Annotated in this window: 12 protein-coding genes; 3 read left to right on the top strand and 9 right to left on the bottom strand. The window is 65.6% G+C overall.

Annotation, left to right across the window (positions count from 1 at the left end; translation table 11 throughout):
- Positions 1 to 86: 86 nt before the first annotated feature.
- Positions 87 to 1,775, bottom strand: a complete 1,689-nt coding sequence (locus DFR48_RS08145) for a response regulator (protein ID WP_114362652.1) — start codon at positions 1,773 to 1,775, stop codon at positions 87 to 89.
- Positions 1,776 to 2,091: 316 nt separating this feature from the next.
- On the opposite strand from DFR48_RS08145, the gene mutL reads away from it, so the two are divergent.
- Positions 2,092 to 3,891 carry a DNA mismatch repair endonuclease MutL gene (mutL, locus tag DFR48_RS08140; RefSeq protein ID WP_114362651.1) on the top strand — a complete coding sequence of 600 codons (1,800 nt, stop codon included), beginning with the start codon at positions 2,092 to 2,094 and terminating at the stop codon, positions 3,889 to 3,891.
- 66 nt (positions 3,892 to 3,957) lie between these two features.
- On the top strand, positions 3,958 to 4,188 hold the full coding sequence (locus DFR48_RS08135) for a DUF2093 domain-containing protein (RefSeq protein WP_114362650.1): 231 nt from the start codon (positions 3,958 to 3,960) through the stop codon (positions 4,186 to 4,188).
- Positions 4,189 to 4,201: 13 nt separating this feature from the next.
- On the opposite strand, the gene lpxK is transcribed toward DFR48_RS08135, so the two are convergent.
- The 6 genes from lpxK to DFR48_RS08105 form a co-directional block, all read right to left on the bottom strand.
- Positions 4,202 to 5,245: a tetraacyldisaccharide 4'-kinase gene (gene lpxK, locus DFR48_RS08130; RefSeq protein WP_114362649.1), complete on the bottom strand. Its 1,044-nt coding sequence runs from the start codon at positions 5,243 to 5,245 to the stop codon at positions 4,202 to 4,204.
- Positions 5,246 to 5,363: 118 nt separating this feature from the next.
- Entirely contained in the window at positions 5,364 to 6,071 is a 708-nt protein-coding gene (locus DFR48_RS08125) for an HAD family hydrolase (RefSeq protein WP_114362648.1), read from the bottom strand.
- A 20-nt stretch (positions 6,072 to 6,091) separates the two neighbouring features.
- Entirely contained in the window at positions 6,092 to 7,411 is a 1,320-nt protein-coding gene (gene waaA, locus DFR48_RS08120; protein ID WP_425359241.1) for a lipid IV(A) 3-deoxy-D-manno-octulosonic acid transferase, read from the bottom strand.
- Between the two features lie 160 nt (positions 7,412 to 7,571).
- Positions 7,572 to 7,823 (bottom strand): DUF4170 domain-containing protein, encoded by a 252-nt coding sequence (locus DFR48_RS08115; protein WP_112689279.1) that lies wholly within the window; start codon positions 7,821 to 7,823, stop codon positions 7,572 to 7,574.
- A 62-nt stretch (positions 7,824 to 7,885) separates the two neighbouring features.
- Positions 7,886 to 8,695, bottom strand: coding sequence for a 3'(2'),5'-bisphosphate nucleotidase CysQ (locus DFR48_RS08110; RefSeq protein ID WP_114362646.1), 810 nt, complete (start codon positions 8,693 to 8,695; stop codon positions 7,886 to 7,888).
- Between the two features lie 33 nt (positions 8,696 to 8,728).
- Positions 8,729 to 10,075: a TldD/PmbA family protein gene (locus DFR48_RS08105; protein ID WP_114362645.1), complete on the bottom strand. Its 1,347-nt coding sequence runs from the start codon at positions 10,073 to 10,075 to the stop codon at positions 8,729 to 8,731.
- 110 nt (positions 10,076 to 10,185) lie between these two features.
- On the opposite strand from DFR48_RS08105, the gene DFR48_RS08100 reads away from it, so the two are divergent.
- Positions 10,186 to 12,003 carry a monovalent cation:proton antiporter-2 (CPA2) family protein gene (locus DFR48_RS08100; protein WP_114362644.1) on the top strand — a complete coding sequence of 606 codons (1,818 nt, stop codon included), beginning with the start codon at positions 10,186 to 10,188 and terminating at the stop codon, positions 12,001 to 12,003.
- Positions 12,004 to 12,009: 6 nt separating this feature from the next.
- Here DFR48_RS08100 and DFR48_RS08095 read toward each other — a convergent pair whose 3' ends face one another.
- Positions 12,010 to 12,891, bottom strand: a complete 882-nt coding sequence (locus DFR48_RS08095; protein ID WP_114362716.1) for a patatin-like phospholipase family protein — start codon at positions 12,889 to 12,891, stop codon at positions 12,010 to 12,012.
- Between the two features lie 26 nt (positions 12,892 to 12,917).
- Positions 12,918 to 13,478 (bottom strand): 16S rRNA (guanine(966)-N(2))-methyltransferase RsmD, encoded by a 561-nt coding sequence (gene rsmD / locus DFR48_RS08090; protein ID WP_112689269.1) that lies wholly within the window; start codon positions 13,476 to 13,478, stop codon positions 12,918 to 12,920.
- Between the last annotated feature and the right edge of the window lie 2 nt (positions 13,479 to 13,480).

The raw sequence follows: 13,480 nt of genomic DNA, 5'->3' as shown, positions 1-13,480 counted from the left end.
TGTGTCCGAATGATTAAAAAAATAATAGCATTTTCGCGATCTTGGGCGCTTCCACCTCCCCAACTTTGGGGAGGCTTCACGGCCGTTCAGGCCGGCGAAAAAGCGATGTAGCCGGGAATGAACCGCTGGAAGATCGCCTCGATCGCGTCAGAGCACAGGGGCTTCTGCAGGATGTCGTCCATGCCTGCCGAGAGGCAGTCTTCGCGGTCACGTTCGAAGGCGTGGGCGAGGACTCCGATCACCGGCGTCGTGCGTCCGGATGCGCGATCGAGGTCGCGGATGCGCCGGCAGGCGTCGTATCCTGAAATTCCCGGCAAGGTGACATCCATCAGCACGATCTGCGGTTCGAGATTCTGCCAGAGGCGGACTGCTTCCTCGCCGCTCGACGCGATGGTGAAGCGAAAGCCGAGCCCCTCGAGTATCTGGGCGAAGACGATCTGGTTGATCGCATTGTCCTCCGCAACCAGCACCAGCGGATCGCTGCTCATCGGCACGGCATCGCCGGTAGTGATCTCCCAGTCGTCGTCTTCGACGGAGGGGCTGCGGCTCAGGCGTTCGGCGGCAAGAGCGGCGAGCTCGTTCCTGATCTGGAAGCTGTCGATCGGCAAGGCTTCCACGCCATGTTGATGTGCGAGTTCAAGGCACCGCACGTCCATGTTGGTGTCGACGACCACGAGATCGATCGCGACCCCCGCCGACCTGGCGACATCGAGGAAGGCTTCCTCCTCGCCGGCATTCTGGACGGAGCACGCATCGAGACGCAATTCCGACAGCGTTTCGAGCGCGGCGTCGGCAAAGGCGCTGTCGGCGGTCACCAGCAAGACGCGGCGTCCGGATAGATCGAGTGCACGGGCGTGCCCGTCGGAGGCATCCTCGACAAGGGCCTGTTGTTCCGCCCCGAAAGCAACCGTCGCCGTTCGCTCCGTGGCAAGCGTCATGTCCGCCGGATGATCGAGGCTGGTGACAACGAAATAGCGACCCGGTTTGCCGACGCGCCGGCTGCGCACAGCGAGAGCCACCGGCCCGGACGGTTGCGGAACCGTCACCGACACGAGCGACGGTGCGCCGGTATCGAGGACATGGCGCGCGGTGTCGCCGAGGCTCGCCGCGAGAGCCTTATCGAAAAGGCTGTTCAGCGAACTGCCGAGCATGACGTCCGTTCTTGCGCCGAACAGGGCGCAGAACGCCTTGTTGACGGCCACGATCATCAGACTGCGGTCCTGGACGAAAACGGGATGCGGCAGGTTGTCGAGGATTTCCTCGGTCAGCTGCACGCGTTCGAGATCGGCATGCCACTGCTCCTCCCGCTTCTTCTGTTCGGAAATATCGGTGATGACACAGAGGCCGTGACCGGAAGAAAGACGGCGCATCGACATTTTCGTCCAGCCACGCTGAGCGTCGCGCATCTGGTAATCGAACCGCTCCCGCCAATGGGCGGCGATGCTCTCGGCGATCCATTCCTCACGGCTGCCGATCGCCGCGCCGCCGGCCGGCGTGCAGCTATGCATGCCCGCATCATAGGCGGCGCCGAGAAACTCACGAAGACGTGTTCCGGGAGAGAAGAAGTGAGGGGAAACCGGTACGTAGCCTGCCATCTGGCGGCTCGCATAGATCAGTTCGTCGTTGCGGTCGTAGATCATGATCGCGGCAGAAAGGGCCTCGGACGCTGCGTCGAGCGCGGCCGTATGCAACTGCGCGTCCCGCGCTGCCATTTCGCCCGTCACGTGCTTCCCCTTCGACCCGCTCTCGACGGGCACCGCTGGAAAATTCTTCACATTACCGCCTCAAGGAACTGAATGCCTGGGCACCGATCCAAAAACCTTCACTTTCATTCCGCATGAAAAACTCGCCGGCGCCGGGGTGACGCCCGGATGGATGCTTCCGACTCGGTCCGGCAGGGCCGGTTGCCTCGTCGACAGCAACAACCATCCGCCCCGCTTTGAACGTATTGGGGCACAACCGACGTTAGTTGCTGGTCCTTAACGAGGACTTAATGATGAGTGGCAACGTTTTCGCCGCTGCACACGGATTTCCACCGTTTCCGGCGCTTTCAGGCTTTCCTCACCTGTCCGAATCCGGGAAAATGACAAAATGGCTATCAAACAGCTCTCCGAAACGCTCATCAACCAGATCGCCGCCGGTGAGGTCATCGAGCGTCCCGCAAGCGCGGCGAAAGAACTGATCGAGAATGCGATCGACGCCGGCGCCACACGAATCGAGGTCGCGACCGCCGGCGGCGGCAAGAGCCTGCTGCGCGTGGCGGACAACGGCGGCGGCATGGATCCCGCCGATCTCGAACTTGCGATTCGCCGGCACTGCACCTCGAAGATTTCCGAATCGCTCTTCGACATCCGCAGCCTCGGCTTCCGCGGCGAAGCGCTGCCCTCGATCGGCTCGGTCGCAAAGCTCTCGATCGCGAGCCGCGTGCCCGGCAGCGCGGAAGGTGCGGAGATCAGCGTCGCCGGCGGCAGGGTTTCGGCCGTTCGTCCGGTCGCCGCCAATCCGGGAACCGTCGTCGAGGTCCGCGACCTCTTCTTCGCGACCCCGGCGCGGCTGAAATTCCTGAAGACGGAAAAGGCCGAGGCAGGTGCCATCACCGAAGTCGTCAAGCGGATGGCCATCGCCTTCCCGCACGTCCGCTTCGTGCTTTCCGGCAGCGACCGCTCGATGCTGGAATTCCCGGCAACGACTGGCGATCCTCTCGCCCGCATCGCCCAGGTGCTCGGCAGCGACTTCCGCGACAATGCGATCTCGCTCGATGCCGAACGGGAAGAGGTGCGCCTCACCGGTTTTGCCGGCGTCCCGACCTTCAATCGCGGCAACTCGGCTCATCAATATGCCTTCGTCAACGGCCGTCCGGTGCAGGACAAGCAGATCCTCTCGGCGATCCGCGGTGCCTATGCCGAAACCGTGCCGCACGGGCGCTATCCGGTGGCGGTACTGTCGATCGACATCGACCCGGCACTCGTCGACGTCAACGTCCACCCGGCGAAATCCGACGTCCGCTTCCGTGACCCCGGACTGGTGCGCGGCCTGATCGTCGGCGCGATCCGCGAGGCCTTGCAGCGCGAGGGCGACCGCGCCTCGACCACGGGCGCCGGCGGCATGCTCCGCGCCTTCCGCCCCGGTTTCCGTCCACCGAACCCCGCCGGTGGCTACAGCTGGAGCCCTGAAACGTCACCCTACCGGCCCGCCGCGGCCCCGTTCGGGTTCGCCGAACCGCAACAGGCCCGGTTCGACACCGTTGCCGTGCCGACAGCCCGCGCCGAAGCGCCGGTTGTCGTTCCGCCGTCCGCTCCCCCGGTCGAGAGCCATCCGCTCGGTGCGGCCCGCGCACAGGTCCACGCCAACTACATCGTCGCGCAGACGGAGGACGGCCTCGTCATCGTCGACCAGCATGCCGCCCACGAGCGTCTCGTCTTCGAGCAGATGCGCAAGGCGCTTTCCGGAAGGCGGCTGCCGTCCCAGGGACTGCTCATCCCCGAGATCGTCGACCTGCCGGAAGAAGACTGCGACCGCCTGATGGTCCATGCCGAGGCGCTGGAACAACTCGGCCTTTCGGTCGAGCGCTTCGGTCCCGGCGCCGTCGCCGTGCGCGAGACGCCGGCCATGCTCGGCGAAATGGATGTGCAGGCGCTCGTTCGCGAGCTTGCCGACGAGATCGCCGAATGGGACACGGCCGGCGGGCTCGCCGCGCGGCTGGAACACGTCGCCGCGACCATGGCCTGCCACGGCTCGGTGCGGTCGGGCCGGGTTCTGCGCGTCGAGGAGATGAACGCGCTGCTGCGCCAGATGGAGGCGACGCCGGGTTCGGGCCAGTGCAATCACGGCCGGCCGACCTATGTCGAGCTCAAGCTCTCCGACATAGAAAGGCTATTCGGCCGCAGCTGATATTTCTGGAATTTTCGCGCGTCGCGGAGTATGGCAGGGCAATGACGTGCGAAGGAGCAGTGTGACATGAACCGTTTCGAAGGCAGCGGCAACCGGGAAGCCAAGATCCGGTACTTGGACGCCGACTTCCAGATCCTGTCCCCCGGCTCCTACGTGGTCTGCGCCGTCACCGGCAAGCCGATCCTCATCGACGAGCTGCGTTACTGGAGCGTCGCCCGGCAGGAACCCTATGTGGATGCCGCCGCATCGTTCGAGGCCGAAAAGCGGGCGGGCGCCCTTCCCGTCCAGAACCGCTGAGGCTGCATATCCGCTAGACGCCGTAGCGTCCTTCCTTCAGCCGGCGCGCGCGATGCACCTCGATCGCCCGGTCGATGATCTTTCCCGGCGCATTGGGATCGTCGAACATCATCTCGACGTCCACGACCTTGCACCTGCGTGCGAGTTCCTCGGCACGCCCCGGCCCGGAGCGCAACCGCACGAAGTCCTTCGCCGTGGTCACCAGTTCCAGATCGCTCGCGGCAGCCTTGTCGAGCAGTTCGGCAATCTCGTCCTCGCCCATGTGGTGATGGTCGGGCAAGGCGCGGCGCTCGACGATCTCTGCGCCCAGCTCCTCCACGGTGCGGAAGAACTTCCCCGGATCGGCAATGCCGGCAAAGGCGAGCACGCGCTTGCCGGAGATACCGGCATCGCCCCGCGGCGAGAGCGAGGCGACATAGATCGGCTTGCCGGCCCGCGCCGCCTGGCGCACCAGGCGATCGGCGGCGGTGCCGTTGCCGACCTTCAGCAAGCCGTCGACATAACGCATCTGCACGCGGATCGGTGCCCGAACGGGTCCGCCGGGCACGAGATGGCCGTTGCCGATGCCGCGGATGCTGTCGATGACGATCAGGGCAAAATCGACCGCCAGACGTGCGCTCTGGAAACCGTCATCCATGATGATCAGGTCCACCCCCTCGTCGACGAGGCGCCGGGCGCCGGCGAAGCGCTTGCGGGAAATGACGGTGAGCGCGTGGCGGGCAAGCAGCAGCGGCTCGTCGCCGACGTCGGTCGAACGATGGTGCTCCGGATCGACGACGGTCGTCACGTCGAGCGAGCCGCCATAGCCGCGGCTCAAGATGCCGGGCTTCAGGCCCTGCGCACGGGCCGCGCGCACCAGCGCCAGGACGGTCGGCGTCTTGCCGGCACCGCCGACGGTGAAATTGCCGACGCAGATGACCGGAACGGGCGAGGACAGGCGCTTGCCGTTCGCCATCCGCCGGCCGGCGATCTGGCCGTAGAGAAACGAGAACGGCGACAGCGCCCAGGCGCGCCAATCCGGCTTCGTCCACCAGAAGGGTGGGGCTTCCGATACCATCACGTCCTCCCCCTGCTCGTCGCGGCTCCGCCGGAAAGCCTTTGTTTACGATGATGCAACAGACCGCAGGCGGATGGCCTTCGTCAACCCGTCTCGTGGGCGATGCCTCCAGCCGCCTTCAGGCGAGCAGGGCTTCGAGCTCGCTGATGTCGTTCAGGCAGACGTCGCAGGCCTCGGCGAGCGTCGCCTGCGAGCCGGTCCCGCTCAGCACCGCGACCTTGAGCCCCGCGCCGGCGTTGTGTCCCATATGCATGTCGTGATTGTTGTCGCCGACGACGGCGACCGCACCGGGCACGAGCCCCGTCGCCCGGCAGAAGCCGAGCACCATGCCGGCCTCGGGCTTCGAACCGTGACCGCTGTCGTAGCCGGCGACGAAATCGACGTACTCGGTGATGCCGAAACGCTCGACGATGCGGCGGATGGACTTTTCGTTGTCGCTCGACGCAATGCCGAGTTTCAGGCCGCGTCCATGCAGGCGTGAGAAGAGCGGCGCCAGCTCGATGACGGGAACCGAGAGGTCGGCGGCATCGGCGAAGAGTTCGTCGAGGACCGGGACCAGCTCCTCGCTGGAGATCGGAGAACCTGCAGCCACGAGACCCTCGGCGATCTCGCGGGTGTTGCCGGCGGCAAACAGACTGTCCGGCACGATATGGCCGCTCACTGGATCCATGCCACAGGCGAGCAACAGGCGATCGGCGAGCGACGGGTCGCCTCCGGCCGCCAGCAGTGCCAGCTTGCGGTTGACCGGTGCCCAGCTCGCATCGAAATCGAGAAGCGTTCCGTCCTTGTCGAAGAGGATCCCTGCGATCCCCGCACCCCGGTCCATGTCCTGTACTCTTTTCTTCTTCAGCGCTGCCGTGCGGCGCGCGGCTCCAGCCGCGCCTTGACGGTGAGAGGGTTGATATAGGGCTCCAGCCCCTTGATGGTCGCGACGAGCGCGCCGCGCATCTCCTGCAGCGTCTCGGTGCCCGCATCGATCATCTTGTGGCGGGCGAGGTCGTTGACCGAGAGGAAGTGCACGGCCTTCGCCAGCATTTCGGCGTCGCGCACGATCCGGGCATTGCCGTTGCGCACCAGCCGCTGATAGCTGTCACGGAAGTTCTCGACATTCGGTCCGGTCAGCACGGCGCAGCCCAGCATCGCCGGCTCAAGCGGATTCTGTCCGCCCTGTCCGGTGATCGAGCGACCGACGAAGGCGATCTCCGTCAACCGCAGATAGAGCCCCATCTCGCCGATCGTATCCCCGAGAAAGACGTCCGTATCAGGGGTGATCGCGTCCTCGCGGGTGCGGCGCGCGACCTTCAGCCCCTTCTCGACCATCATCGCCTCGAGTTCGTCGCAGCGTTCGGGATGGCGCGGCACGATGATGGTCAACAATCCGACATGGGCCTTCAGCGCCCGATGCACCATGACGGCGATCTTTTCCTCGCCCTCGAAGGTGGAGATGGCCGCCCAGGTCTTGCGATGGCCGATCTGCTCCCGATAACGGGCAAGCACCGTCATGTCGCAGGGCGGCGCGTCGCCATCGACCTTGAGGTTGCCGGAGACGGCGACCGGCCATGCGCCGAGATCACGGAAGCGCTCGGCATCGACATCCGATTGCGCAATCACCAGTGAAAGCCTGGAAAACAGCGCCTCGGCGATCGAATTGTGGCGATGCCAGCGCTCGAAGGAGCGGTCCGACATGCGGGCGTTGACGAGGATCTGCGGAATGTGGCGCCGGTCGAGCTCGCCGAGCGTCGTCGGCCATATCTCGGACTCGACTGAGATGGCGATATCCGGTCCCCAGTAGTCGAGGAAACGGCGCACCGCCGGCCTCAAGTCGAGGGGCACATACTGGTGGATGATTTCCCCGTCGAGGCGCAGCCGCACGAGTTCGGCGGAGGTGACGGTTCCGGTGGTCAGCAAGACGTTGATGTCGCGGCGGCGCAACTCGCGCATGAGGCCGATGACGGCAAGCGTCTCGCCCACGCTCGCGGCATGAATCCAGACGAGCGGTCCGTGCGGACGGTCTATCGAGGGATAGCCGAAGCGCTCCAGCCGACGCGCGCGGTCTTCCTTGCCCTTGGCGGCCCGCAACGCCAGCAGCGGTCCGGCGAGCGGGTAGGCAGCAATGCCCGCCCAGCTGTAGCCGGTAATCGCCATCGATGCGAAACCGTCAATCATCGCCATCAATAAAGACCGCTTCTCTTAGCTTTCGGTGCCATGGCGCCCTTTCGATCAGGCTGGCCAAACTGAAACTGTCGATGCTGCAAAACTGCGTTCAAAAATTGACGTCCCGCCACCGCACCCGATCTAAAGACCGGATGCGGCACGGTCGAATTCATCAGTCCTGACCCGCGACCTTCTCACCCGGGGTCAACAGGCGGTGCATGTGCACGATGAAATAGCGCATGTGGGCGTTGTCGACAGTGGCCTGGGCCTTACCCTTCCACGCCGCCAGCGCGCTTGCATAATCGGGGAAGATACCGACGATGTCGAGATCGTTCAGGTCCTTGAAATGCACGTCCTTGAGGCTGGTCAGCTCACCGCCGAAGACGAGGTGGAGGAGCTGCTTCTGATCGCTGGATTCGGTCATTCTACGTTTCTTTCCATTCGTGTTCGCCTCCCCTTTTCCTGTGATCGATTTCGACGGAAACGTCAACCGCGCGGGAAGGCGGCAAGCCTCTCGAGGAGATCCGGAAGCTCGCCTTCAACCGCCGCGCACAGGACGCCGTGGGTGACCTCCGGACGATTGTAGGTGAGTGCGTTTCCACCGAGATCGGTGAGCCGCCCTCCGGCCTGCCGCAGGATGAGATCGGCGGCTGCGATGTCCCAGTCATGGGAGTTCGGCTTGACGAACGTGGCGTCGATGCGGCCTTCGGCGACCATCGCGATCCGGTAGGCGAGCGAAGGGACGTGTTCGACGCGTTCGATGCGGCCCTTCAGCGGCGCGTCGAACACATCGACAATGTCCATCGGGGTTGCGACGCGCAGTTTCTTCACCGGATCGAAGGCGGCGACCGTGATCGGCTTGCCGTTCTTCAGCGCCGGTCCGCCTTCGACCGCCGAATACTCCTCGCCGAGCGCCGGCGCGACGAGAACGCCGGCCACCGGCTTGCCGCGATGAACGACGGCGACGCTGACGCACCAGGTCGGTTTGTTGCCGATGAAGGCGCGCGTACCGTCGATCGGGTCGACGACGAACAGGGTGTCCGATTTCAACCGGCCGAGATCGTCGTCGGTTTCCTCCGAAAGCCAGCCGTAGGACGGACGGGCGGTGCGCAACCGCTCTTCGAGGCATTCGTTTGCGGCGTGGTCGGCGGCGCTGACCGGCGAGCGGCCCTCGTTCTTCCACCAGACCTGCGGCGACTGGCCGAAGAAGGTCAGCGCGACGGCGGCCGCCTCCCGTGCCGCGGCGGCGATCAGGTCGATATCCGCCTGCCAGTCGGAAATGAGAGCGGTGGTCATAATGGCACCATCCTCTGCGTTTTGCGGGTCACGTCAGCGGCCGGCGATCGTCATGCCCTCGATGGCGATGGTCGGCGACGCGACGGCAAACTTGCGGTCGATATCGCTCGCCGCGGTCAGCCGCATGAACATGTCTTTCAGGTTCGACGCGATCGTCACGCCGGAAACGGGATAGGCAAGCTCGCCGTTCTCGATCCAGAAACCGGTGGCGCCGCGGCTGTACTCGCCGGTCACCATGTTGACGCCCTGGCCGATCAGCTCGGTGACGTAGAAGCCGGTACCGACGGAGCGGATCAGATCCTCCGGCGCAACGCTGCCCGGCTCGAGCGCCAGGTTGGTCGAGGTCGGGGAAACGGCCGTTCCACCGCGCGAGCCACGGCCGTTGGTATGGAGGCCGAGTTCGCGGGCCGCGGAGGAAGACAGGAACCAGTGCTTCAGGACGCCGTCCTCGATCATCACCAGCTTCTCGCCCTTCACACCCTCGCCGTCGAAGGGCCGCGAGCCGGAGCCGCGCACCTTCAGCGGATCGTCCGTGATGTTCAACCCGGGCTTCAGCACCTCCGTTCCCATGCGATCGCGCAGGAAGGAAGTCTTGCGGGCGACCGCCGCACCATTGATCGCGCCGGCGATATGGCCGACGAAGCCGCGCGCCACGCGCGGGTCGAAGACGACGGTGACGTTCTGGCCGGTTTCGACCTGGCGGGGATCGAGGCGGCGGACCGCCCGCTCGCCGGCCCGTCGCCCGATTTCGGAAGCAGGATCAAGATCGGCATGGAAGAGCCGGCTGTCGAAGTCGTGGTCGCGCTCCATCCGCGTGCCCTCGCCGGCGATGACGCCGACGGAGCAGCCGAAGCGCGAGGACTGGAAGCTGCCGGAAAAGCCGTGCGATGTAACGAGCACGAGACCGCCCATGCCGGCCGAGGCTCCCGCTCCGACCGAGTTGGAGACCCCCTTGACCGCAAGCGCCGCCTCTTCCGCCGAAAGGGCCGCATCGCGCAATTCGTCACTCGATACCTCGGCCGGATCGAAGAGATCGAGGTCGGGATAGGAGCGTGCGAGATCAGCCGCGTCGGCGAGACCGGCGAAGGGGTCTTCCGGCGACACCTTCGCCATCGCGACCGCCCGCTCGGCAAGCACCTTCAGATCGAAGCCGGGATTGGCCGAAACGCTCGCGACCTGCCTGCCGATGAAGACCCGCAGCGAGAAGTCGTCGCTTTCGGACGACTCCGTCGTCTCCACCTTACCCAACCGAACGCCGACCGATTTCGAGCGCGACCGGACGATGACCGCGTCCGCACTGTCGGCTCCCGCCTTCAGGGCGAGATCGACGAGCTGGCCGGCGCGGGAAAGGAGAGTGGCGGAATCGATTTCAGGGGTCATGACTTGGCCTTTCATTAGGGCTCCATGTATTGTGCATTCCAGTAGGCATCAAGGGCCGCGGCGCCGATTCCCGAGAGCCGTCACGATAGACAGAGAAGGAGAATGACAGCTTGACGACGGCACCCGACGCGCTCTTTACCGAAACCCTGCTTCTGCTCGGCGGGGCTGTCGTGGCGGCCCCGATCTTCCGCAAGCTCGGCCTCGGGACCGTGCTCGGCTATCTTGCCGCCGGTGTTGTCATCGGCCCCATTCTTCACCTGCTGACGGGTGCGGGCGAAATTCTCGCCGTCGCCGAACTCGGCGTGGTGTTCCTGCTCTTCATCATCGGCCTCGAACTCAATCCCTCGCGGCTCTGGCGCATGCGCGCCGACATCTTCGGGCTCGGAACGGCGCAGGTGCTGCTGACCGGTCTCGCGCTCACGGGCGCCGCCGTCTTCTCCGGTCTCGTCGACTGGCGCGGCGGTCTGGTCGCCGGCTTCGGGCTCGCGCTTTCCTCGACCGCCTTCGCCCTGCAGCTGCTGAACGACGCCGGCGACATGAACACCCGCTACGGCCAGCGCTCGTTCTCGATCCTGCTGCTGCAGGACCTTGCGATCGTCCCGCTGCTCGCGATGATTTCCATCCTGTCCAGCCGCCAGGAGGCGGCCAACGGATCCGTGCTCGTCGACTCGGTCGTCGCCGTGCTCGCCATCGTCGCGATGGTGATGGCCGGACGCTACCTTCTGACGCCTCTCTTCCAGATCATCGCCCGCACCGGCGCGCGGGAGGTGATGATCGCCGCGGCGCTGCTGGTGGTGCTCGGATCGGCGGTGCTGATGCAGCTCGCCGGCCTTTCCATGGCGATGGGCGCCTTCCTGTCCGGCGTGATGCTCGCCGAATCCTCCTACCGCCACGAACTCGAAGCCGACATCGAGCCTTTCCGCGGAGTGCTGCTCGGGCTGTTCTTCATGGCCGTCGGCCTATCGCTCGACCTGAAGGTCATCCTGGACAATCTCGCTCTCGTGCTTGTCGCCGTGCCGGCAGTGATGGCGATCAAGGCCGCGATCCTCTACGGCCTTTGCCGGACATCCGGTTCCTCGCACGACGATGCGGTGCGGATCGCCTTTCTGCTGCCGCAGGGCGGCGAGTTCGGCTTCGTGCTGTTCACGACCGCGACCACGCAACAGCTTCTTTCGAACGGCACCGCCTCGCTGCTGATCTCGATTGTCACGCTGACCATGGCGCTGACGCCGATCGGCGCGACGCTCTCGCGCCGCCTGCTCACAGGCGACAGCCGCGAGGAACTCGACGAGGACTTCGAAGGTGCGGGCTCCGACGTACTGATCATCGGGTTTTCGCGTTTCGCCCAGATCGCCGCACAGATCCTGCTCGCAAGCGGGCGCGACGTGACGATCATCGACGATTCCGCCGACCGCATCCGCCAGGCGGCCTCCTTCGGTTTCCGCATCTACTACGGCGACGGCAACCGGCTCGACGTGCTGCGCGCGGCGGGGCTGAAGCGGGCGAAGATCGTCGCGGTCTGCACGCAGAAGAAGGAGACGACCGACCGGATCGTCGATCTCATTCTCGCCGAATGCCCCGACGTGCGGCTCTTCGTCCGCTCCTACGACCGTATCCACAGCCTGTCGCTCAGGGCGCGGAACGTCGAATACGAGCTGCGCGAGACACTGGAATCGGGCCTGCTCTTCGGCCGCAAGACGCTGGAAGCCCTCGGCATGAGCGAGGAGGAAGCCCTCGCGATCGGCGAGGATATCCGCCGTCGCGACGAGGAGCGGCTGCGCATCCAGCTGACGGGCGGCCTGCATGCCGGTCGGCACATGCTGCACAACCGTCCCGTCCGGCCGGAACCCCTGGTGAAGCCGAAGCGCACGACGCCGGATGATGTCGAGGCCGCCGTTCGCGCCCATACCGGCTCGGAGAACTCCTGAAGTCCGTCAGCAGCGGACGACATCCTCCAGCCGCACCTCGATCCGGCGTTTGAGATCGTCCTTCAGGGCTTCCGCCGCGTCGAGGATCTGCCGCGCCTTCAGGAAATCGAGCACGCGGTAGGAATTGACGTCCGGCCTCAGCAGGATGTCGGGTGGCGAGAGCTTCTGCTTGAGCGCCAGATTGGCCTGCATCATCAGCTGGCTCGCGCCGAACAGGCTGTCGATGCGGTTCGGCGGCTCGCCGTCGCCGGCGACCGGCCCGCCGATCACATCGACGCCGATGACGATGTCGGCCGTGCCGGCGAGGTGGTCATAGGGAACGGGATTGTAAATGCCGCCGTCGATCATGAAGCGGCCGCCGAGGCGCACCGGCATGAAGAGCGCGGGGATTGCCGCCGACGCCGCGAGTGCATTCAGGAGATCGCCGCTCTCGCAGACGACTTCGGTCTGGCCGAAATAGTCGGTCGCGACGACCTTCAGCGGGATGGAGAGGCCGGAAAAAACCTCCGGCAGGCGCTCCGGCAGAAAGGCCCCCAGGATACGTTCGAGATTGAACTGACCGAGCCGGAACCCGCCGAGGGCGTCGCGCATGGTGGCCGGCCCGAGACTCCAGAGGCGGTTGGCGAGCACCGAACGCTTGCCGACGGTCTCCAGCGTATAGTCGCGAATCTCGCGACCCGTCATGCCGGCGGCCATTCCCGCGCCGATGATCGCGCCGATCGAAGAGCCGGCGATCGCCGCCGGACGGATGCCCATTTCGTCGAGCGCCTCAATGACCGGAATATGGGCAAGCCCACGGGCTCCGCCTGCTCCGAGCGCGAGTGCCAGCGTCGGCCCGCTGGCGGCGGCCGGAGCCGGTATCGTCGCTGGCGTCGTTTCGCTTTCCACCGGCAGCCCTCGTTCGCCCGTCACCGTCAGGCGGGCCGGTATTCGTAGAAATACATCTTCGTGTCGCCGAACGTCCGCTCCTCGATCAGGCGGAAGGCCGGGTGCATGTTGATCACCGCCTCGGCCTTCTCCTCCAGGATCGCGAGCGCCCCCGGCACCAGCCAGCCACCCTCGTGGGCGGCGGCGAAGGCCTTCTCGCCGAGACCCTTGTTGTAGGGCGGGTCTGCGAACATCAGATGAAAGGGCTCGATATTGGCGGCGGGACCGAGCAGGGTCGCATCGCGCCGCAGGATCTTCGCCCGCCCGTGCAGGCCGAGCGCGTCGATGTTCTCCCAGAGAAGGCTGCGGCCTTCGACACTGTTTTCGACGAAGAGCGCGGCACGGCAGCCGCGCGACAGCGCCTCGAGGCCAACTGCGCCGGTCCCGGCGAAGAGGTCGAGCACGCGCGTGCCGTCGAGACAGCCGGGATGCGCGTGGGTCAGGATGTTGAACAGGCTCTCGCGCGTCCGGTCGATGGTCGGCCGGATCGCGTTCGATTTCGGCGTCGCCAGATTGCGACCGCGAAACTCACCGCCGACGATCCGCACCG

The sequence above is a fragment of the Ciceribacter lividus genome (assembly GCF_003337715.1).
Classification (GTDB): domain Bacteria; phylum Pseudomonadota; class Alphaproteobacteria; order Rhizobiales; family Rhizobiaceae; genus Allorhizobium; species Allorhizobium lividum.
The sequence above is the reverse complement of the archived record's forward strand: the minus strand, read 5'-3'. Positions and strand labels throughout refer to the sequence as shown.